Source organism: Bacteroides sp. AF34-31BH (assembly GCF_003602795.1).
Taxonomy (GTDB): domain Bacteria; phylum Bacteroidota; class Bacteroidia; order Bacteroidales; family Bacteroidaceae; genus Bacteroides; species Bacteroides uniformis.
This window is the reverse complement of record NZ_QTLV01000002.1, coordinates 15,226-36,835: the sequence shown is the minus strand read 5'-3', so window position 1 is coordinate 36,835 and position 21,610 is coordinate 15,226. Positions and strand designations below refer to the sequence as shown.

Annotated in this window: 16 protein-coding genes; 6 read left to right on the top strand and 10 right to left on the bottom strand. The window is 49.5% G+C overall.

The annotated features are described in order from the left end of the window. Nucleotides 1-43: 43 nt before the first annotated feature. Both hydE and DWZ67_RS03685 read right to left on the bottom strand, forming a co-directional pair. Nucleotides 44-1,102 (bottom strand): [FeFe] hydrogenase H-cluster radical SAM maturase HydE, encoded by a 1,059-nt coding sequence (hydE, locus tag DWZ67_RS03690; RefSeq protein ID WP_057255988.1) that lies wholly within the window; start codon nt 1,100-1,102, stop codon nt 44-46. 16 nt (nt 1,103-1,118) lie between these two features. After that, nucleotides 1,119-2,579: a monomeric [FeFe] hydrogenase gene (locus DWZ67_RS03685; protein WP_005825346.1), complete on the bottom strand. Its 1,461-nt coding sequence runs from the start codon at nt 2,577-2,579 to the stop codon at nt 1,119-1,121. A gap of 107 nt (nt 2,580-2,686) precedes the next feature. On the opposite strand from DWZ67_RS03685, the gene DWZ67_RS03680 reads away from it, so the two are divergent. Then, complete coding sequence (locus tag DWZ67_RS03680; RefSeq protein ID WP_057255989.1) at nt 2,687-3,184, top strand: GNAT family N-acetyltransferase; 498 nt, start codon at nt 2,687-2,689, stop codon at nt 3,182-3,184. A gap of 89 nt (nt 3,185-3,273) precedes the next feature. Here the strand turns inward: DWZ67_RS03680 and DWZ67_RS03675 are convergent, their stop codons facing one another. From DWZ67_RS03675 to uvrA, 3 genes are all read right to left on the bottom strand, one after another. Continuing rightward, nucleotides 3,274-4,794, bottom strand: a complete 1,521-nt coding sequence (locus DWZ67_RS03675; RefSeq protein WP_057252567.1) for a peptide MFS transporter — start codon at nt 4,792-4,794, stop codon at nt 3,274-3,276. Between the two features lie 117 nt (nt 4,795-4,911). Beyond that, nucleotides 4,912-5,391 carry a Cys-tRNA(Pro) deacylase gene (ybaK, locus tag DWZ67_RS03670; RefSeq protein WP_057256108.1) on the bottom strand — a complete coding sequence of 160 codons (480 nt, stop codon included), beginning with the start codon at nt 5,389-5,391 and terminating at the stop codon, nt 4,912-4,914. 17 nt (nt 5,392-5,408) lie between these two features. Then, on the bottom strand, nt 5,409-8,243 hold the full coding sequence (gene uvrA / locus DWZ67_RS03665) for an excinuclease ABC subunit UvrA (protein WP_057255991.1): 2,835 nt from the start codon (nt 8,241-8,243) through the stop codon (nt 5,409-5,411). 189 nt (nt 8,244-8,432) lie between these two features. Here uvrA and DWZ67_RS03655 point away from each other — a divergent pair, with 189 nt between their 5' ends. Together DWZ67_RS03655 and DWZ67_RS03650 are read left to right on the top strand one after the other, a co-directional pair. Continuing rightward, nucleotides 8,433-10,223, top strand: a complete 1,791-nt coding sequence (locus DWZ67_RS03655) for a LysM peptidoglycan-binding domain-containing protein (protein ID WP_120138153.1) — start codon at nt 8,433-8,435, stop codon at nt 10,221-10,223. 87 nt (nt 10,224-10,310) lie between these two features. Continuing rightward, nucleotides 10,311-11,012 carry a porin family protein gene (locus DWZ67_RS03650; protein WP_016273570.1) on the top strand — a complete coding sequence of 234 codons (702 nt, stop codon included), beginning with the start codon at nt 10,311-10,313 and terminating at the stop codon, nt 11,010-11,012. A 169-nt stretch (nt 11,013-11,181) separates the two neighbouring features. Here DWZ67_RS03650 and DWZ67_RS03645 read toward each other — a convergent pair whose 3' ends face one another. The 5 genes from DWZ67_RS03645 to DWZ67_RS03625 form a co-directional block, all read right to left on the bottom strand. After that, on the bottom strand, nt 11,182-11,643 hold the full coding sequence (locus DWZ67_RS03645; RefSeq protein ID WP_005836580.1) for a DUF4293 domain-containing protein: 462 nt from the start codon (nt 11,641-11,643) through the stop codon (nt 11,182-11,184). Then, the gene (locus DWZ67_RS03640; RefSeq protein ID WP_005825356.1) at nt 11,643-11,978 is read right to left on the bottom strand and encodes a DNA-directed RNA polymerase subunit omega; all 336 of its coding nucleotides are present in this window, start codon (nt 11,976-11,978) and stop codon (nt 11,643-11,645) included. The genes DWZ67_RS03645 and DWZ67_RS03640 overlap by 1 nt, the downstream gene beginning before the upstream one ends. Before the next feature lie 41 nt (nt 11,979-12,019). Further along, nucleotides 12,020-12,841 carry an outer membrane protein assembly factor BamD gene (locus tag DWZ67_RS03635; protein ID WP_005836575.1) on the bottom strand — a complete coding sequence of 274 codons (822 nt, stop codon included), beginning with the start codon at nt 12,839-12,841 and terminating at the stop codon, nt 12,020-12,022. A 197-nt stretch (nt 12,842-13,038) separates the two neighbouring features. Next, nucleotides 13,039-13,464, bottom strand: a complete 426-nt coding sequence (locus tag DWZ67_RS03630; RefSeq protein WP_005825359.1) for an amino acid-binding protein — start codon at nt 13,462-13,464, stop codon at nt 13,039-13,041. Between the two features lie 59 nt (nt 13,465-13,523). Then, the gene (locus tag DWZ67_RS03625) at nt 13,524-14,822 is read right to left on the bottom strand and encodes a phenylacetate--CoA ligase family protein (protein WP_005825361.1); all 1,299 of its coding nucleotides are present in this window, start codon (nt 14,820-14,822) and stop codon (nt 13,524-13,526) included. A 116-nt stretch (nt 14,823-14,938) separates the two neighbouring features. Between DWZ67_RS03625 and uvrB the strand changes: the two genes are divergently transcribed. From uvrB to DWZ67_RS03605, 3 genes are all read left to right on the top strand, one after another. Beyond that, nucleotides 14,939-16,999, top strand: a complete 2,061-nt coding sequence (gene uvrB / locus DWZ67_RS03615; RefSeq protein WP_044467628.1) for an excinuclease ABC subunit UvrB — start codon at nt 14,939-14,941, stop codon at nt 16,997-16,999. An 87-nt stretch (nt 17,000-17,086) separates the two neighbouring features. Continuing rightward, nucleotides 17,087-18,142 carry a linear amide C-N hydrolase gene (locus tag DWZ67_RS03610; protein WP_044467629.1) on the top strand — a complete coding sequence of 352 codons (1,056 nt, stop codon included), beginning with the start codon at nt 17,087-17,089 and terminating at the stop codon, nt 18,140-18,142. A 132-nt stretch (nt 18,143-18,274) separates the two neighbouring features. Continuing rightward, on the top strand, nt 18,275-21,574 hold the full coding sequence (locus DWZ67_RS03605; RefSeq protein WP_044467630.1) for a UvrD-helicase domain-containing protein: 3,300 nt from the start codon (nt 18,275-18,277) through the stop codon (nt 21,572-21,574). Nucleotides 21,575-21,610 lie beyond the last annotated feature (36 nt).

Below are 21,610 nucleotides of genomic sequence, written 5' to 3'. Positions count from 1 at the left end.
TGATAATTGGTAATTAAAATAAAGAATGAAGATTTGAAAATTATCAATTATCAACGGTCAATTCTCCATTCTCATAATCTCCTCTCTCTCTTGATACCTCGTAGCCTATCCCTTTCAGTTGTTCCTCCAATTTTAGCAAACCTTCTGCCGCTTCGGCACCCGCAGAAGCTTTGTTATCATAGAGGGAGTACTTCGCCCGCTGATGAGAAGGCGAAAGATTAGGCATCACGACATTGGCGCCAGCCAATATTCCCCGTTCCCGTCCGTCCGGAGCAAGTGTGGCCAGGGCAGTGGTAGCAGGTATCAGTGCCGCGGGATGCATCAACCGGAAGATAGAAAGCAACTTCAACGTCAACTCCATATCTCCCGGCGGAAAAGAGGAAAACGGAGTATCGTGATGCGGAAGAAAAGGTCCCATGCCTATCATCTCCGGCTGAAACCGTTCGATGAAGAGAATGTCTTCTACCAAATGGTCCACCGTCTGGTAAGGACTGCCCACCATGATTCCGGTTCCCACTTGATAGCCTATCTCTTTCAGCCAGTCCAAGCATTGCAACCGATGGGAAAGGGACATCTCCGCAGGATGAAGCCGGTGATAATGCCCTTCGTTGCAGGTTTCGTGCCGCAACAGATAGCGGTTGGCACCTGCCAGGAAGAAACGTTCGTAGGCTTCCCGCGATTTCTCGCCCAAGGATAAGGTAATGGCACAATCCGGGAAGGATTGCCGGATGGCGGCAACTGTCTCCACCATCCCCTCATCCTTCACCGCCGGCGCTTCGCCCCCTTGCAGCACAAAGGTACGGAAACCCAACCGATAGCCTTCATGGCAACACGAAAGAATCTCCTCCTGCGCCAGCTCATAACGGACTATGTTCCGGTTCTCCTTCCGTATGCCGCAATAGTAGCAGTTATTGCGGCAACGGTTGGTTATCTCAATCAGTCCGCGAATGAAGATTTTATTGCCAAAGCAGGCAAGCGCTTCTTCCCGGGCAAGCTCCTGCAGGTAGGCTGCAAGTTCTGTGTCCCGACAAAGAAGCAAGGCTTTATACTCTTCGGCATCCAGCCTGCGATTGCTCCGCAATTTGTCAATCAAATGCTTCATATAAACGGACAAAGGGCTAATACGTCTCTTTTCTCTTTGCCAACTCCTGCGTCAGCTGGCGCTTTCCGGCAGTTATTTCATTATGCGAACATGGCCCGGTAATACAACCACCCTCGCAAGCCATCACTTCAATAAATTGCCCCGGAGCCTTGCCCGACTTGGCGTAAGCACGCAACGCACCGATAGCCTTCTTATCCAGATTAGCCACTTGTACGGCATTGATTTTATCTGCCTCTTCCTTCAGATAGGCTTTCACGGCACCCATCACGCCTCCTGCCTGCGCAAAACCATGCGCCTCGCGCACGGAAGTGAAACTCATGGAATAGGGCTTTGCCTGCTCCATCTGAATATCCAGCCCGGCAAGCACGGAAGCCACCTCCTCGAAAGTCATGATAAAGTCCACCGCCTCGTCGCGCTGCGCCTCTTTGCGCTTGGCAACGCAAGGACCTATGAAGACCACCTTCGCATCCGGATACTTCTCTTTAGCAATGCGGGCAGCATAATACATCGGCGAACCGGTGCCCGACACGTAAGGCTTCATGGCAGGAATATGCTTGTTCACCAACTCTATATAAGACGGACAGCAGGAAGTCGTCATAAACTTCTGACCCTCCTCCAGCTTCTCAATCAGCTCGTGCGCCTCGTTGCTGACGGTATCCATCGCTCCCTGAGCCACCTCGATGACATCCGTAAAACCGACCTGTTTCAATGCGCCATATACTTGTTCAATAGTCGTCTTGAACTGCCCCAGGATGGACGGAGCCACGATAGCCACCACCTGCTCACCCTTGCGGATTCTGTGCAACACGTCGAACACCTGCGATATTTCGAAAATTGCTCCGAATGGACATGCATTGAGACACTTTCCGCAATAGATACATTTGCTTTCGTCAATATGCTCTATCCCCTTCTCATCCTTACTGATGGCTTTCACGGGACAAGCTTCCTCACAAGGTACGGGAATATAAACAATGGCATGGTAGGGACAACTCTTATGGCAGATGCCGCAACTGATACACGCATCATGGTCAATCCATGCCTGCCCGCTCTCCTTGACGTGCACTGCCTTCTTGGGACAATTTACCTGGCAACTGCGTGCCGTACATCCGCGGCAGAGGTTCGTAATCTCGTAGTTAATCTGCACACATGCCGAACAAGCTTCGTCAATCACACACATGATATTGTCTTTCGGCCTGCCATTTTCCGCTCTGTCCAGTGCACGGGCAGCGTACTCCGACAAGGGGGTCAGCTCATCCGTCTCGTCCTCCATATCGAGTCCCAGAAGCGGCAATGACTTGTACTTCCACACCGCGCGCTCTTTGTGCACACAGCAGCGTCCCGCGTGCTTGGACCTCTTCGGACTCAGCTCGATGGGCAGCCGGTCTATTTTATCCACAAGTTCGTTGTTATTCCACAGCTTTACCAGTTCCTTCAGTAATCTGTGGCGGACAATCATAATGTTGCTCGTAAATGCCATAATTTTTAAAATCAAAATTAGTTAGTTCGGTAACGGTCTGCAAAGATAACGATTGTTTCACAAAAAAGGCTTAACTTTACACCCCAAACAGTATAAATACAACCGATATGTTTACCATAAGAAAAGCAACGACAGCAGACTGCGCACTGATTCAGAAACTTGCGCAGCAGATATTCCCTGTCACGTATAAGGATATCCTTACTCCCGAACAGACCGACTACATGATGGAATGGATGTATTCATTGGACAATATCCGCAAGCAAATGGAAGAGGAAGGTCACGTCTACTTCCTGGCCTACGAAGAATGTGAAGCGGCGGGCTATGTGTCCGTACAGCAGCAAGGAGAAAATTTATTCCACCTGCAAAAGATTTATGTGCTCCCCTATTACCAGGGTGCACATTGCGGCAGTTTCCTCTTTCGCGAAGCCATCAAGTACATCAAGGAAGTGCATCCCGGCCCTTGTCTGATGGAATTGAATGTGAACCGTAACAACAAGGCACTGCAGTTTTACGAACATATGGGAATGCGGAAACTCCGTGAAGGGGATTTCCCGATAGGAAACGGATATTACATGAATGACTACATCATGGGACTGGAAATCTGAGCCCCGGCATTAAAAGCCCTCCAAAAACTAAAGGCTGCGCAGTTCATTACGAACATTGCGCAGCCTTTAGTTTTATCTTTCGTTTCCGATTACTTCGCCACCTTTTCAAGCCATTTCAGCATGAACAGCATGGTGAACATGGAAATGCAGCACGCTACTACAAATACCGTCCACGTCATCCAGATAGGAATACTTTCGTAAAGGATAGCACCGATAACGAGCAACTGATTACCAATGGCAGTAGCGCCGAGCCAACCGCCCTGCATGATACCCTGATATTTGGGAGGAGCCACCTTGGACACGAATGAAATGCCCAACGGAGAAATGTACAATTCGGCAACAGTCAATATCAGATAGGTAACCATCAGCAACAGCGGAGTCACCTTCACCGGAGAGGTACCCAAAGCGATTATATCCTTGTGCATCGGCAAGTTGCTTACATAAGAACCGATAGCCATTATAAGGAAGCCGGTGGCAGCAATACCCATACCGATGGCAATCTTCCGCGGAGTGGAAGGCTCTTTACCCTTGGCACGCTGTGCTGCAAAGACAGCCATGATGACCGGTGTCAGAGATACAACGAAAATCGGGTTCAAAGACTGGAACAGCTCAGCGGAAATAGCCATGCCGAACAAATTCAAATCTGTATATTCCTTGGCAAAATACGTCAGTGTCAACCCATTCTGATGGAACGAGAACCAGAAGAAAATTACCACACCGAATACGGCAAACAATGCATACATGCGCTGTCTTACCTCTTGTGCGCTCATCTCCACTGCAGTGGCATCGCCCGCTTTTGCAGCCACCTTCTTGCTGGGATCGGGGAATTTCTTTCTGTTAATGACGAAAATTACCAAAGAAAGAACCATAGCCAAGATAGCTACACCGAATGCATAATGGAAACCGGTGGTAAACACGTTCAGATATTCATTGGCAAATACCGTCATATCCGTTACGGGTGTTCCGGAAATAGTGGCTTTCGTTGCCAGTGCACTATAAGTGTCCACAGCTTCGGGAGTCAGCGTTCCTGCCAGATGTCCGTGGCAAAGGGCAGGCAGGTCGGCATCATAATTGTAGCCGAATGTGGACAGCCACCAGTTACGTACGCCTACTGCGGCAAACGGAGCAAAGATGGCACCTACATTGATGAACATATAGAATAAGGAGAAACCAGAATCACGCATGCTGGAATATTGGGGATTGTCGTACATCTGCCCTACCAGCGCTTGAAGATTTCCCTTGAAAAGACCATTTCCGAAAGCAATGACAAACAAGGCCGCACAAGTAATCACCAAAAACAAGGTTTTATTGGCAACCGGTGTAGGAGACGGGATGGCAAGCATCAAGTAGCCTACCGCCATCAAGACAATGCCGGTAAAGATGGTACCTTTGTAATTACGGGTTCTGTCGGCAATAATACCACCTATCAATGCAAGAATGTAAATAGAAAAATAAAATGTTGAGTAGATCAAACCTGCCTCTTTTCCATCCAGTCCGAACTTGGCTTGCAGAAAAAGTACAAGAATGGCCATCATGGTATAAAAGCCGAAACGCTCGCCCAAATTAGCAAAGGATGCGGCAATCAGACCTTTAGGGTGTTTGTTGAACATAAAAATTAGTTTTTAGAATTAGTAATTGGATTGATTTCTTGAATAATTCCTGCAAATATATAAATTCTATTGAATATTTCCTTATAAAATTAAAATATCTCGGCAGAAATAGAAAATTTATTCATTAAAAAGAACACAAACTTCTGCACGCACTTCTTTTACCAAATCCTTCGGGTCCAGTTTAAGCTGCAAACCACGTTGTCCGGCACTGATATAGATATACGGAAACCGTAGGCACGTATCATGGATATAGGTAGGGAAAGGCTTCTTCATGCCGATGGGCGAACAACCTCCGCGGATGTAGCCCGTCAGAGGTAAAAGTTCCTTAACCGGAATGAGGTCACACTTCTTGTTGCCCGATGCCTTTGCCGCCAGTTTCAAATCCACTTCGTGCTCACCCGGGATGACGCAGACAAAGTAGCCGGATTTATCGCCGTGAAGAATAAGTGTCTTGAACACGCAGTTGATGTCCTCGCCCAAACTGGCGGCTACATGTACGGCGCTCAAATCGTTCTCATCCACCTCATAGGGAATGAGTTCATAGGCTATCTTGGCTTTGTCGAGCAGCCGCGCTGCATTCGTCTTATTAATTTTCACCATAACAAGTTACAAAATTAGTAATTATCCCCCAGCTCTTCACGCAGGAATTTCGGAGTATAGCCTTTCTCGCTCTTCGCCACCTCTTCGGGTGTTCCGCAGGAGAGGAGTTCCCCTCCCCCCTTGCCACCTTCGGGACCCATATCAATGATGTAGTCCGCCATCTTGATGACATCGAGATTATGCTCTATGACGATGACGGTGTTTCCTTTGTCAACAAGTTTGTTCAGTACATTCATCAGTACGCGGATATCTTCAAAATGAAGTCCGGTGGTAGGTTCGTCGAGGATATAGAGTGTCTTGCCCGTATCACGCTTAGAGAGTTCCGTAGCCAACTTTACGCGCTGGCTCTCACCTCCGGAGAGCGTGGTGGAGGACTGTCCCAGCTTGATATAGCCCAATCCCACTTCCTGGATAACCTTAATCTTATTCAATATCTGGGGCACATTCTCGAAGAACTCCACCGCACGGTTGATGGTCATATCCAGCACATCGGCAATGGACTTGCCTTTAAAGCGCACTTCCAGCGTCTCGCGGTTATAGCGTTTGCCGTGGCACACCTCGCAAGGCACATACACATCTGGCAGGAAATTCATCTCAATACATTTGTAGCCGTTGCCCTGGCAAGCCTCGCAGCGTCCGCCACTGACGTTGAAGGAGAAGCGTCCCGGCTTGTACCCGCGTATCTTCGCTTCGGGCAGGCCGACAAACAGATTGCGGATATCCGAGAACACACCCGTATAGGTGGCAGGATTGGAGCGCGGCGTACGTCCCAAGGGAGACTGGTCCACATTTACCACCTTGTCTATATGCTCCAACCCTTCAATGCTGTCATACTCCAAAGGGTCTTGAAGGGAGCGGTAGAACTTCTGCGAAAGAATAGGCTGCAACGTCTCGTTGATAAGCGTGGACTTGCCACTGCCGGAAACACCGGTAACGCAAATCAGCTTGCCCAGCGGGAACTCTACATCCACATTCTTCAGATTATTACCCTTGGCGCCACGCAGCCACAGACTGTGTCCATTGCCCTCGCGACGCTTGGCAGGCACCTCAATGGCACGCTCACCATTCAAGTATTGGGAAGTCAGCGTATGCGTCCGTAGCATTTCACGGGGAGTACCGGCAAAGACAACATCCCCTCCCAGCCTACCGGCTTTCGGCCCCATATCAATGACATAATCGGCGGCGAGCATCATATCCTTGTCATGCTCCACCACAATGACGGAGTTGCCAATGTCACGCAGTTCCTTCAAAGAGTGTATCAAGCGCTGGTTGTCGCGTTGGTGCAGGCCGATACTCGGCTCATCCAATATATACAGCACATTCACCAGCTGTGAACCTATCTGCGTAGCCAGGCGGATACGCTGGCTTTCACCACCGGAAAGGCTGACGGAACTACGGTTCAGCGAAAGATAATCCAGACCGACATCGAGCAAAAACTTGAGCCGCGTACGGATTTCCTTCAGGATTTCACCGGCAATCTGCTGCTGCTTGCTGCTGAGATGCGGGTCTACGGCAGATAGCCAGTCATACAGCTCGCTAATGTCCATTGTGGACAGTTCGTAGATGTTCTTGTCGTGGATGCGAAACGAAAGCGCTTCCTTGTTCAGCTTGGCGCCATGGCACTCCGGACAAACGGCAGTCTTGGCAAACTGGTCCGCCCACTTCTGCGCCGTGGCGGAAGCATCCTTCTCTTGCAACATCTGAATGTATTTGATGACACCCTCAAACGTCACGAAGTAGTCGGAAGAGGTGCCTATCAGCGAACTCTTTATCTTGATGCGCTCGTCCGAGCCGTAGAGCACCTCGTCCAGTGCATCCTCCGGCAGCTCCTTCACCGGAGTTTTCAGCGTTGCCTCATACTTCTCCAGCAAGGCGGTAATCTGCCAGAAAATCATGCTGTTCTTGGCTTTCCCCAAGGGTGCGATGGCACCTCCGGCGATGGAGAGCTCGCGGTCGGGAATCACCTTGTCGATGTCAATCTGGCTCACCACCCCCAGCCCTTTGCACTTAGGGCATGCGCCCTGCGGGGAGTTGAAGGAGAAGTTGTGCGGTGCCGGTTCCCGATAGGACAAGCCCGTCACGGGACACATCAGCCGCTTGCTGTAATGGCGCACGCTGTCGGTCTGCGCATCGAGTATCATCAGCAGCCCGTCGCCCTGGCGCATGGCGGTGGCTACGCTGTTCTTCAGGCGCGTGTCGTCCTTATCTGCCACCACAAGCTTGTCTATCACTACCTCCACATCGTGGTTCTTGTAGCGGTCCAGCTTCATACCGGGCAGGGCTTCGCGCACCTCGCCGTCCACACGCACGTAGAGGTAGCCTTTCTTGCGCACCTGCTCGAAAAGCTCCTTGTAGTGTCCCTTACGACCCCGCACCAGCGGGGCAAGGATGTAGATGCGCTTTCCTTTATAGTCTTTCAGGATGAGGTCCAGTATCTGCTCTTCGGTGTACTTCACCATCTTCTCGCCCGAGAGGTAGGAGTAGGCGTCGCCGGCGCGGGCATAGAGCAGACGCAGGTAATCGTACACCTCGGTGGTAGTGCCCACGGTGGAGCGCGGATTCTTGTTGGTGGTTTTCTGCTCGATGGAGATAACCGGGCTCAGTCCCGTTATCTTGTCCACATCCGGACGCTCCAGGTTTCCCAGGAAGTTACGGGCGTATGCCGAAAAAGTCTCGATATAGCGGCGCTGCCCTTCGGCAAAAATAGTATCGAATGCCAAAGAGGACTTGCCGCTTCCGCTCAGGCCTGTAATCACAGTCAGGCTGTTACGGGGAATCTCGGCATCGATATTCTTGAGGTTGTGCACGCGCGCACCATATACATTGATATATTCTGTTTCTTCTTGCATGTTGATTTATCCTATCGTTTTAACTGCAAAAATAACTGTTTCCCCCCGAATATCAGCCGAAAAGCGCTATTTTTCAGTTTTGAAATGCACAATATTATTTCTTAACGCAATCCTTTGGTTTGAATGCCACAATATTCGTACCTTTGCAGCTACTTTGGGAAATTGTAAACATAAACCAACGATTACTGAATGAAAACGATTAACCGCATTATCTGCTCCCTGCTGCTTGCCGGCGCATGCACGCTGGGTGCAGTGGCACAAGAGAACCAATCTTATTTCCTGCATACCATCGAAAAAGGACAAAGTCTCTACTCCATCGCCAGCATGTACGGCGTCAGCCAGGCAGACATCATCAAACTGAATCCCGGCAGTGACGAGAGAATATTCATCGGACGCACGCTGCGTATCCCCCGCAGTGCCGCCAACGCACAAAAAGAAACATACCACACCATCGCATCCGGCGAGACCCTCTACCGGCTGACCGTGAAATACAACGTATCTGCCAAAGCCATCTGTGACGCCAACCCTGGACTGAGCGCCGAGAATTTCCGTATCGGACAAGTCATCCTCATTCCCTCTACAGCCGAAGCCGAGACCACTGCCCCAGCTGAGACCCAAAGCAACACTGTGGTTGCCAACAACAATATTCCCGGCCCCGTAGAGTCACGATGCCGTGACATGCACAAGGTGAAACGGAAAGAAACCGTATTCAGCATCAGCCGTGAATACGGCATCAGCGAAGCCGAACTGATAGCCGCCAACCCGGAATTGAAAGGTGAAAACAAAATAAAGAAGGGAACCTTCCTCTGCATTCCCTATCCCAAGGCGCAAGCGGAGCAAAGCGCGCAGCCGCAGGCAATGCCTACCGACAGCGAGCTATTCCGTGAAAACAAGAAAGAGACAGAGCGCTTCAGCACCATCAAGGCTGCCGTCATCCTCCCCTTCCTGAACGGGGTATCGAAGAGCGAGTCTTCCCGTATGGTGGAATACTACGAAGGCCTGCTGATGGCCGTAGACAGCCTGAAACGTACCGGCACTTCCATTGACTTGTACACTTACAATTCGGGTCCCGAAAGTGCCTCGCTGAACTCCATCCTGGGTAAAAGCGAGATGAAGGACATGGACATCATCTTCGGGCCTCTGTACCAACAGCACATCAAGCCGCTGGCCGAGTTTGCCAAGAAACAAGACACGCGCCTGGTGATACCATTCACATCGAAAGACAACACGGTATTCCAGAATCCGGCGGTCTATCAGATAAATACCCCCCAATCCTATCTGTACTCCGAGGTGTACGACCACTTTGTGCGCCAGTTCCCCAACGCCAACGTCATCTTCATTGAAGCCAGCCAAGGCGCCAAGGACAAGGCAGAATTCATCAAGGGACTGAAAGACGAACTGCGCAACCGTTCCATCCCGATGAAGAGCCTGAAAGAGGATGTCACTGTAGAATCCCTGAAAACAGTATTACGCACGGACCGTGAGAATATCTTCATCCCCACATCCGGCAGCAACCTGACATTGATTAAGATACTTCCCCAACTGACGCTGTTGGTACGCGAGCAACCCGAAAGCCGTGTCCATCTGTTCGGCTATCCGGAGTGGCAGACCTACACCAAAGACCACCTGGAAGCCTTCTTCGAACTGGACACCTATTTCTATTCCTCTTTCTATACCAACAACCTGCTTCCTGCCGCCATCAACTTCACCAAGAGCTACCGCAGATGGTATGGCAAGGAGATGGACGAACGCTATCCCAAATTCGGCATGTTGGGCTTCGATACCGGTTATTTCTTCCTGAAAGGACTTGCGCGCTATGGCTCTTCCTTCGAGAAGAACATGCAGGGGCTGGACCTGGTGCCCATCCAGACCGGCTTCAAGTTCCAACGGGTAAACAACTGGGGGGGCTTCATCAACAAGAAAGTGTTTTTTGTGCACTTCACCAAGAATTTTGAGCTGGTGAAGCTGGACTTTGATTAATGATTAGGGATTAATGATTAATCATCTGATAATCCACTATATAACTATTAACTCGTAGCTTGTAGCTTGTAACTTATAACTTATAGCATGAACCTGAGAACAATCATCATATTCGCCCTGCTGATGTGTGCATGTATATTGCCCCTGCATGCGCAGGTGGGCGAGCAACGCCACAACTTCGCTGTGGGCGTCAATGGAGGCATCAATCTGAATAGCGTAAGCTTCTCTCCCTCTATCAAGCAGAAGAATCTGATGGGCATCAACGGTGGTGTGACAGCCCGATATATCTCCGAGAAATATTTCAGCATGATTTGCGGTGCACAAATCGAGCTGAACTTCTCGCAGCACGGTTGGGACGAGTACTATGAGGACTATCCCACACTGAGCTACACACGCACCATGAACTATGTGGAAATACCCTTCCTGGCACATCTGGCCTTCGGCAAGGACCGCGGTCTGCAATTCTTCATCCATGCCGGTCCGCAGATAGGCTTCCTGCTTGGCGACAGCGAAAAGATAGACGGCGACTGGGACGGCACTGTAGCAGACTCCTACACCAACATCACCGTGGAACAGCACGGCAAAGCCATAGACAACAAATTCGACTACGGCATTGCAGGTGGAGCAGGCATAGAACTACGCACCAAGGCAGGCAATTTCATTGTAGAAGGAAGATACTACTATGCTTTGTCCGATTTCTATGGCAGCACCAAGAAGGACTTTTTCTCGCGCTCCGCACACGGAGTCATTACGGCCAAGGTAACTTATCTCTTTGACTTGAAGAAGTAATGCTTGTAGGGAAACACCCGTTTCACTCGTAGGAACGACTATCTCCTCTAATGGGAACAGTATAATGGGAACGGCTGAACCCCAAGCAGAAACGATAAAAAAGGCAGACCACGTATCCCGAATGAAATACGTGGTCTGCCTTTTGTTATTATCAAGTAGATAAACCTTCTTATCTTCTTAAACGGTCTGCAGCCTTCACCATCACCTCATCTTTGTAGATGGCACGGAAGGCCAGATAGTTGAGGATGATGGCTACCACCGGAAGGCAAAGCGCCCATCCAAGCTGGAAAGCCGTGGCATCCAAATCGCCCTTCAAAATAAACATAAATACGCAGAAGGCTATGTAGTAACCTATCAGCAGGATGCTGCTGAAAATCGTCATGCGTATTTGTAACATACGGTTACGGAAAAGGAATATCGTACAGAAGGCAACCAGTGCACTGAGCAGCAATATTCCGAACAAGCCCCAAGTAGACTGAAATCCTCCGTCGGCCAAAGCCACTCCCAGAGGCTTGAAAACATGCGCCGTCACTCCGTCCGCTCCGATGAACTGTCCTACGGGCATGCAGATGGCCACAACCAGCAGGACGGTTACCAACAACAAATAAACAGATTGAATACGCTGTATCATTACTGCAATTTTTCTTTTTCCTTAGCCGGATTGCGATAATAAATCTTACCTTCCACATACTCTTGTGTTGCAATCAATGTCGGCTTCGGCAGTTTTTCGTAATAGCGGGAAATCTCAATCTGTTCCCGGTTTTCGAACACTTCTTCCAGATTGTCATTGTAAGAGGCAAACTCAGCAAGCTTTTTGGAAAGGTCGTTTTTGATTTCCACACTAATCTGGTTGGCACGTTTTCCGATAATCGCTACGCTTTCGTATACATTACCGGTATCCTCACACAACTCCATCATATCACGGGTCACCGTAGTAGTAGGAGCATTTGTCTTTCTGTAATCCATAAATTTATCTATAGTATTAATTACAAATTATTAATTACTAATTACTCTTGTTCTTCGCCTCCCTCGCCCAGCATTTTCTGTGACTCCTTGAAGATTCGGTCGGCTTCCTTCGTATACTTGCTTTCAGGGAATTCGTTTTTAAAGGCATAACATTCATCCACCGCTTCACGGTAACGTTCGGCTCTTCTATCTTCCACACTATACACAGCCAACTCATACTTGGCACGCAAGATAAGAATGGATAAATCTTCACGTAGGTTGGTATAGGGATAATCCTTCAAAGCATTCTGCGCAGTGATAACGCAAGCCTGATAGTTGTTGCCCAGATAATTACCCATATTATAATAAAGTTTTGCAGACAGATACTCCTTCATCACCAGCTTGTCCTGCAAGGCAAATATCATGTTCTGCGCTTCTTCTTTCTTGGAACTTTGCGGGAAGTATTCCATAAACATCTGCAACTGCTGGATGGCACTATACGTACCGGATTGGTCCAAACGCGGCTCCGGAGTATCCAAATATAGAGCTTTACCGGCATGGAAACGTGCCAGTTCAGTGAATGTGCCGCGGGGATAAACGTTGTAGTATTGAATGAAAGTCTGCGCAGCAGTCTGATAATCCTTTTGGTTATAGTAACTCATGCCCAACATATAGAGGGATTCCTCTGCCTTATCAGTACCTTTGAGAATGGCAATCAATTCGTTGAGCAAAGTGGCAGCACGGTTGTACTGGCCTTTTGCGAAGTAATTTTTTGCCGCTTCGTACTTGTATTCGTAATCTGTGCTTTTCAGCAATTTGTTGTATTCTCCACACGAGGAGAGCAGCAATGCTGCAAGCAGAGTTATTAGGATGTTCTTCTTCATTACTTTTGTTCAAATAATGCGCAAAGATAGGGGTTCGCATCGAATAAAGCAACGATACGAGCCTTAATTTTTCAAAAACCAGACGAACGGGCAGGAATTAGGGATGAATGGTGAAAGATTAGGGATGAGGACTATGCAGGTTGATAGCACAGTCACTAATCACTAATCCCTAATCCTTCCTCCCTAATCCTTCGTTTTCACAGTTTATAGAGTTCGCTTGCCGCCAGCAAATCGACCTTTTTTTCTGTCAATACACGGATACAGTTATCCATGTCGTTGGGACGAATGATGACATTGGCCGTTTCACCATTGGCAAAGGAATACATGTACTCGATGAACACGCCTTCATCGGAGAGGAAACGGAGTACTTTCGCCAATGAACCGGGGATATTGGGACAACTGATGCCTACTACATCCGTTACGTTCACTGCGAAGTGATTATCTTTCAAAGCCTTATATGCTTTATCCGGTTCGGAAACAATGCCACGAAGGATACCGAAATCGGCATTCTCTGCAATACATAGAGCAGAAAGGTTGACACCTTCTTTTGCAAGAACTTCAGTCACCTCTGTGAGGCGACCGGACTTGTTCTCCAGAAAAATGGAAAGTTGTTTTGCTACCATAGGTTTATTTACGATTTGACAATTTACGATTTACCATGTACAATGTACAATTTGGCGATTTACAATTTGCGGTTGTCGATAACGCGCTTGGCTTTACCTACGCTGCGCTCAATACTGCGTGGTTCTACCAAACGGACATCTACGCCGAGACCGAGTACGCTCTGCAGGCGGGCCACAAGCTTCTTCTTCAGAGCCAGCATCTTGTTGATTTCGTCGGAATAGTATTCGGGACGAACTTCAACCTGCAACTCCATGGTATCGGTATTGTTCTTGCGGTCTACCAGCAAGAGGTAGTGAGGCTCGAACTCCGGCATTTCGAGGATAACGGACTCTATCTGCGTGGGGAACACGTTGACACCACGGATAATCAGCATGTCATCACTACGTCCCAAGATGCGGTCCATACGAACCAGTGTACGTCCGCAGGAGCACTTATCGTAGTGCAGGGCGGTGAGGTCCTTGGTACGGTAGCGCAACAGCGGCATCCCCTCTTTGGTAAGGTGAGTGAACACCAATTCGCCGGTTTCTCCAGGGGCAACTGGTTCGAGGGTCTTCGGGTCTACAATCTCGGGGAAGTAATGGTCTTCATTGAGGTGGGTACCGTGCTGGCACTCGCATTCGTAACCTACACCGGGGCCGGCAATCTCACTAAGCCCATAAATATCAAATGCCTTGATACCCAGCTTGGTTTCAATATCCCGACGCATACTTTCGGTCCACGGCTCGGCGCCGAAGGCTCCCACTTTCAACTTAAACTCTTCACGGGGAAGACCGGAGTCTTTGATGGCATCTGCCAGATAGAGGGCGTATGAGGGCGTGCAGCAAAGTACGGTAGAACCGAAATCATGCATCAATGTAATCTGCTTCTCCGTATTGCCGCTGGACATCGGGATGACGGAAGCGCCGATATTCTCGGCACCGGCATGCGCACCCAGTCCGCCGGTAAAAAGTCCGTAACCGTAGGACACCTGGAAAATATCCGAGCTACCGGCACCATAGGCGGTAAAGGCCCGTGAAAGGCATTCGGACCATGCTGAAAGGTCTTTTCGGGTATAGCCTACCACAGTGGGTTTTCCGGTTGTGCCGGAAGAGGCATGAATACGCACAATCTGGCTCATAGGTACGGCACAGAGGCCGAAGGGATAATTGTCCCGCAAGTCGTACTTGGTAGTAAAAGGCAGTTTTACAATATCATCTATACTGTTTATGTCATCGGGAGTAACTCCCAGTTCCTGCATTTTCTTACGATAAAAAGGAGTGTCATGATACACACGCTCCACAGTCTTTTTGAGACGAATGCTCTGGATTTTACGAAGGCTTTCGCGATCCATGCATTCGATGCTTTCATTCCAAATCATGTTCTTCGTTGTATTACAATTATTAATGGTTGTTATCAATATAGCTGCAAAGTAAACAAAAAAATTTTGTTTATCTCAAAGATTTTACCGAATATTGCCGCTTCTAAGAAGAGAAAATGAACAAATTCGAACTGACATCCGCCTACCAACCTACCGGTGACCAGCCGGAAGCCATCGCACAGCTGACCGAGGGCGTGCATGAGGGACTTCCTGCACAAACATTACTCGGTGTCACCGGGTCCGGAAAGACATTCACCATAGCCAACGTCATTGCCAACATCAACAAGCCAACGCTGATATTGAGCCACAACAAGACGCTGGCTGCCCAGTTGTACAGCGAGTTCAAGGGATTCTTCCCGAACAATGCCGTAGAATACTATGTGTCCTACTACGACTACTATCAGCCCGAAGCCTACCTGCCATCATCGGACACCTATATAGAAAAAGACCTCGCCATCAACGACGAGATAGACAAGTTGCGCCTTGCCGCCACCTCTGCCCTGCTTTCGGGCAGGAAAGATGTAGTGGTGGTATCCTCCGTTTCGTGCATATACGGCATGGGGAATCCGGCAGACTTCTACAACAACGTCATCGAAGTACAGCAAGGCAAGAATTTCAGTCGCAATGTCTTCCTGCGACGCTTGGTGGACAGTCTTTATGTACGCAACGACATTGACCTGAACCGCGGCAATTTCCGCGTGAAAGGCGATACGGTGGACATTTATCTGGCTTACGCCGACAACTTGCTGCGCGTCACCTTTTGGGGAGACGAGGTAGACAGTATTGAGGAAGTGGACCCTATGAGCGGCGTTACCGTCGCCAAGTTCGATGCCTACAAGATTTATCCCGCCAACCTCTTCATGACCACCAAGGAAGCCACGTTGCGTGCCATACACGAAATAGAGGATGACCTTCACAAGCAGGTGCAATGGTTTGAAAACGAAGGCCGCCCATTCGAGGCCAAACGCTTGCAGGAACGGGTGACCTATGATATGGAAATGATACGCGAATTGGGACATTGCTCCGGCATTGAAAATTATTCTCGCTACTTTGACGGGCGTGCTGCCGGTACCCGCCCCTACTGCCTGCTGGACTTCTTCCCCGAAGATTTCCTGATAGTCATTGACGAAAGCCACGTCAGCGTCCCGCAGATACGTGCCATGTACGGAGGTGACCGCGCCCGCAAGATAAACCTAGTGGAGTACGGATTCCGCCTACCGGCTGCCATGGACAACCGCCCGCTGAAATTCGATGAATTCGAAGAGATGGCCAAACAAGTGATTTACGTCAGCGCCACACCGGCAGACTATGAGCTGATGAAATCCGAAGGCATCGTAGTAGAACAAGTCATCCGCCCGACGGGACTGTTAGACCCCATTATTGAGGTGCGTCCCAGCCACAACCAAATAGACGACCTGATGGAAGAAATCCAAGCACGCATCGAGAAGAACGAGCGTACCCTCGTCACCACCCTCACCAAACGAATGGCTGAAGAACTGACGGAATATCTGCTGAACAACAACGTGAAGTGTAATTATATCCACAGCGACGTAGACACTTTGGAACGTGTGAAGATTATGGGTGACTTGCGCGAGGGCATTTACGATGTACTTGTCGGTGTCAACCTGCTGCGTGAAGGACTCGACCTGCCTGAAGTCTCTCTCGTTGCCATTCTCGATGCAGACAAGGAAGGTTTCCTTCGTTCCCACCGCTCACTGACACAGACTGCCGGACGTGCCGCCCGTAACGTGAACGGTATGGTCATCATGTATGCCGACAAAATAACGGACAGCATGCAACTGACCATCGACGAGACCAACCGCCGTCGCGAGAAGCAGTTGAAGTACAACGAAGAGCACGGCATCACACCACAGCAAATCAAGAAAGCCAAGAACCTCAATGTGTTTGCCACCAACGAGGCTTCCGGCGAAGCCGTCCTCAGCAGCGAGAAGTTCACTTCCAGCACTCCCCGCCCCTATGTGGAACAAGAAAGTACATCTACGATGGCTGCCGACCCTATAGTACAGTACATGAGCCGCAAGCAACTGGAAAAGAGTATCGAACGTACCAAGAAGCTTATGCAGGAGGCTGCCAAGAAACTCGATTTTATCGAAGCCGCACAGTATCGGGACGAGGTGCTGAAGATGGAGGAATTGCTGAAAGAAAAAGACGAGTAAGGGATTTCACCTCTTTTTCTCAAACTATACTCCCCTCCTTTTGTTATTCTATGAAACAGAGTATTAATTCATAAAGACAAAAGCGAGATGAATAAACCAATAAAGACAATAGCTGTTGCACTGGCTGCCATAGCCTCCATGAGTGTGCAACAAACAGAAGCGTGTACCCGAGCCACCTACATCGGTCCTGACAATACAGTCATTACAGGACGTACGATGGACTGGAAAGAAGACCTTATGAGTAACATCTATGTATTCCCACGAGGCATGCAAAGGGCAGGCTACAACAAAGGGAATACAGTGAACTGGACTTCCAAGTACGGTAGCGTCATTGCCGCCGGTTATGACATAGGTACCTGCGACGGTATGAACGAGAAAGGTCTGGTTGCCAGCCTGCTCTTCCTTCCGGAGTCCGTTTACCACCGCCCGGGAGACAACCGCCCGATTATGGGCATCAGTATCTGGACGCAATACGTACTCGACAATTTTGCAACCGTACGCGAAGCTGTGGATGAACTGAAAAAAGAATCCTTCCGCATTGATGCACCAGACCTGCCCAACGGAGCCGCTTCCACCCTGCATCTGGCCATCACAGATGAAACCGGAAACACGGCTATCCTGGAATACATAGACGGAAACCTTGAGATACATGAAGGCAAGCAGTATCAAGTAATGACCAACTCTCCCAAATATGAACTCCAGCTGGCTATCAACGACTATTGGAAAGAGGTAGGCGGACTGAATATGTTGCCGGGAACCAACCGCTCCAGTGACCGCTTTGTACGCGCATCGTTCTACATCAATGCCATTCCGCAAACAGCGGATGCAAAGATTGCTGTACCCAGTGTATTGAGCGTAATGCGCAATGTTTCTGTACCGTTCGGTATCACCACACCGGACAAGCCCCATATCTCCTCCACCCGTTGGCGTTCTGTATCCGACCAGAAGAACAAAGTATATTATTTTGAGTCCACACTGACCCCTAACTTGTTCTGGCTCGACCTGAAGAAAATCGATTTTAGCCCGAATGCAGGAATCAAGAAACTCTCACTGACAAACGGAGAAATCTATGCCGGAGATGCCATAAAGGATTTGAAAGACAGCAAAGGATTTGTATTTCTTTTCCAGACGCCGGTAATGTAGCACAGCCCCTACACATAGCCCCTCAATAATGGATGCTTCCCACTTCTTTCTATAAGAGAAAGCAGGGAAGCATTTATTTTTCTCATTATTTTTGTGTACGTTTGCAGATACATACTCAATGCAGCAATTTACATGGAATTATTAGTATACAAAGCCTCTGCCGGCTCAGGCAAGACCTTTACGCTGGCTGTGGAATACATCAAGCATTTGATAATCAATCCACGCGCCTACCGGCAGATACTTGCCGTAACCTTCACCAACAAGGCTACGGCAGAGATGAAGGAGCGCATACTGACACAGCTTTACGGTATCTGGAAGGGAGCACCTTCTTCCGAAGCATACTTGGAGAGAATTAAAAATTATAAATTAAAAATTAAAGAAGAAGGCGGGGACAGATTGACGGACGGGGAGATTCGTCAACGGGCCGGCATGGCACTGCAATACATGCTGCATGACTACAGCCGTTTCCGCGTGGAAACCATCGACTCCTTTTTTCAATCTGTGATGCGCAACCTTGCCCGCGAACTGGAACTGAGTCCTAACCTGAACATAGAGCTGAACAACAGTGAAGTGCTGAGTGATGCCGTAGACAGCCTCATCGAGAAGCTTACCCCCACTTCTCCCGTGCTGGCATGGCTCCTGGACTACATCGACGAGCGCATCCGCGACGACAAACGCTGGAACGTATCGAATGAGGTGAAAAGTTTCGGACGAAACATCTTCGATGAAAGCTACATAGAACGCGGAGAAAAACTACGGCAATGCCTTCGTACTCCGAACACGCTGAAACTCTACCGGGATGTGCTGCGCGATATGGAAACCGAGGCTCTGGAACAGATGAAAAGTTTCTACGACCAGTTTGAAGGCGAACTGGAAGGGCATGCCCTCACTCCCGAAGACTTGAAAGGAGGTGCCCGAGGCATCGGCAGTTACTTCCGCAAACTGCGCGACGGCAGACTGTCTGACAAAGATGTGCTGAACGCCACCCTGCAAAACAGCCTGGCAGATGCAAAAAACTGGGCAACGAAAACATCCTCACGAAAGGACGACATCATCTGTCTGGCAAAAACCAGCCTGATACCTCTACTGCAGGAAGCCGAAAGAATGCGTCCGCAACGCAACCGCACCCTGAACAGTTGCCGTCTCTCGCTCCAGCATCTCAACAAACTACAACTCCTCAACCATATTGACGAGGAGGTACGTACACTGAACCGAGAACATAACCGCTTTCTACTTTCGGACACCAACGCCCTGCTGCACAAATTGGTGCGCGAGGGTGACTCTTCGTTCGTCTTCGAGAAAATCGGCGCCAACATACGCAACGTCATGATTGACGAATTCCAGGACACCAGCCGCATGCAATGGGACAACTTCCGTCTGCTGTTGCTCGAAGGACTTTCGCAAGGAGCCGACAGTCTGATTGTGGGAGATGTGAAGCAGTCCATCTACCGCTGGCGGAACGGGGACTGGGGAATACTGAACAGCTTGGGAAATAAAGAATTAAACTTAAACTCCTTCCCCGTCCGTGTGGAAACCCTAAAAACAAACCGGCGTAGCGAAACCAACATTATCCGTTTCAACAACCAGGTATTTACCGCTGCCATAGACTACCTCAATGCATTACACCTGAACGAACTGAAAGAGGATTGCCTACCCCTGAAACGCGCTTATGCCGACGTAGTGCAGGAATCGCCCAAGAGCACGGAGTACGGCTACGTAAAAGCCACCTTCCTGGAACCGGACGATGAACACAACTATACAGAGCAGACCCTTCTCGCTTTAGGAGAAGAGGTGCAACGGCTGCTGGAAGAGGGCGTAACACTGAATGATATCACCATCCTTGTCCGCAAGAACAAGAATATCCCGCCGATAGCCGACTATTTTGACAAAGAACTGCATCTTTCTGTCGTGTCCGACGAAGCTTTCCGTCTGGATGCCTCTCTTGCCATCTGCATGCTGATGGATGCCCTGCGCTGCCTATCGAATCCGGAGAACAAGATTGCGGAGGCTGCGCTGATGGAGAATTACAAATTACAAATGACAAATGACGAGCAGTCGGGATTCATCATAGCCACTCCCCTGCCCGAAACCTTTACCTCCCGACGGGAAACGCTGCGCTTGATGCCTTTGTATGAGTTACTGGAAGAACTGTTCAGCATCTTCGGCATGAGCCGCATTGAAAAGCAGGATGCCTACCTCTTCTCCTTCTTCGATGCTGTGACGGAGTATCTGCAAAGCAATTCTTCCGAACTGGCCAGCTTCATCCGCTACTGGGACGAAACCCTTTGCAGCAAAACCATCCCCAGCGGTGAGATGAACGGCATACGCATCCTCTCCATCCACAAGTCCAAAGGACTGGAATTCCATACCGTACTGATTCCCTTCTGCGACTGGAAGCTGGAGAACGAAACCAACAACCAGCTGGTGTGGTGCGCCCCACCGGAAGAGCCTTATAATGCCATCAGCTTAGTACCGGTGAACTATTCCACCACCATGGCGGAATCCATATACCGGCAGGACTATCTGCACGAACGTCTTCAGCTGTGGGTAGACAATTTGAATCTGCTGTACGTAGCCTTTACCCGTGCCGGCAAGAACCTCATCCTCTGGAGCCGAAAGGAACAGAAGGGAACCATGTCCGAACTCCTTGCCAACACCCTGCCCCACATAGCCAAAGACGGAGCAGGCAGTTGGGACGAAGAGGCTTCCATATATGAGAACGGCAAGATTTGCCCTTCCCCCGTCCCCGTCTCACAGCATGACGCAGACAACCCTGCTAACGACGAAGCTAAACCTCTATACTACGAACAGAAACCTCTATACTGCGAACGTAAACCTGAGGTTTACGAACAGCAACCAGTCAACAGACTTTCGCAAAAGCCGGTCAAACTGCCCGTCCACATGGAGAGCATGCTCCACGACATCGAGTTCCGGCAATCCAACCGTTCGGCAGACTTCATAGCAGGAGTGGACGAAGCAGAGTCCAGCCAGCGCTTCATCAACCGGGGACGTTTGCTGCATACCCTATTCTCTGCCATCGAAACGGAAAAAGACATTGACAATGCCATCAGCCAGCTCGTCTTTGAAGGTGTGATTGGACGGAGTGAGACGGAAGAAGAAATACGCAATCTCACCCAACGCGCTTTCTCCCTGCCTCAAGTCAAGGACTGGTATTCAGGAACGTGGCAGCTATTCAATGAATGCGACATCATCTGGCAGGAAAACGGTGAACTGCGGACACGCCGCCCGGACCGCGTGATGATGCGTGGCGAAGAAATCGTAGTGGTGGACTTCAAGTTCGGAAAGCCAAACAAGAAGTACAACAAGCAGGTGCAGGGATACATGCAACTGCTGGTCCGCATGGGGTATGTCGCAGAAAATATACGGGGTTACTTGTGGTATGTAGAGGAGAACAACATAGAACCGGTATAACTCACTCCCCATCCACTATTAATTATCAATTATCAA

What these genes read in the sequence shown, in the direction of transcription:
- DWZ67_RS03640 (WP_005825356.1), bottom strand. Translation starts at nt 11,978, where the DNA reads ATGGATTACAGAAAGACAAATGCTCCTACTACTACGGTGACCCGTGAT.
- DWZ67_RS03650 (WP_016273570.1), top strand. Translation starts at nt 10,311, where the DNA reads ATGAACCTGAGAACAATCATCATATTCGCCCTGCTGATGTGTGCATGT.
- DWZ67_RS03655 (WP_120138153.1), top strand. Translation starts at nt 8,433, where the DNA reads ATGAAAACGATTAACCGCATTATCTGCTCCCTGCTGCTTGCCGGCGCA.
- DWZ67_RS03635 (WP_005836575.1), bottom strand. Translation starts at nt 12,841, where the DNA reads ATGAAGAAGAACATCCTAATAACTCTGCTTGCAGCATTGCTGCTCTCC.
- uvrA (WP_057255991.1), bottom strand. Translation starts at nt 8,243, where the DNA reads ATGCAAGAAGAAACAGAATATATCAATGTATATGGTGCGCGCGTGCAC.
- hydE (WP_057255988.1), bottom strand. Translation starts at nt 1,102, where the DNA reads ATGAAGCATTTGATTGACAAATTGCGGAGCAATCGCAGGCTGGATGCC.
- DWZ67_RS03625 (WP_005825361.1), bottom strand. Translation starts at nt 14,822, where the DNA reads ATGATTTGGAATGAAAGCATCGAATGCATGGATCGCGAAAGCCTTCGT.
- DWZ67_RS03605 (WP_044467630.1), top strand. Translation starts at nt 18,275, where the DNA reads ATGGAATTATTAGTATACAAAGCCTCTGCCGGCTCAGGCAAGACCTTT.
- DWZ67_RS03610 (WP_044467629.1), top strand. Translation starts at nt 17,087, where the DNA reads ATGAATAAACCAATAAAGACAATAGCTGTTGCACTGGCTGCCATAGCC.
- uvrB (WP_044467628.1), top strand. Translation starts at nt 14,939, where the DNA reads ATGAACAAATTCGAACTGACATCCGCCTACCAACCTACCGGTGACCAG.
- DWZ67_RS03680 (WP_057255989.1), top strand. Translation starts at nt 2,687, where the DNA reads ATGTTTACCATAAGAAAAGCAACGACAGCAGACTGCGCACTGATTCAG.
- DWZ67_RS03645 (WP_005836580.1), bottom strand. Translation starts at nt 11,643, where the DNA reads ATGATACAGCGTATTCAATCTGTTTATTTGTTGTTGGTAACCGTCCTG.
- DWZ67_RS03630 (WP_005825359.1), bottom strand. Translation starts at nt 13,464, where the DNA reads ATGGTAGCAAAACAACTTTCCATTTTTCTGGAGAACAAGTCCGGTCGC.
- DWZ67_RS03675 (WP_057252567.1), bottom strand. Translation starts at nt 4,794, where the DNA reads ATGTTCAACAAACACCCTAAAGGTCTGATTGCCGCATCCTTTGCTAAT.
- DWZ67_RS03685 (WP_005825346.1), bottom strand. Translation starts at nt 2,579, where the DNA reads ATGGCATTTACGAGCAACATTATGATTGTCCGCCACAGATTACTGAAG.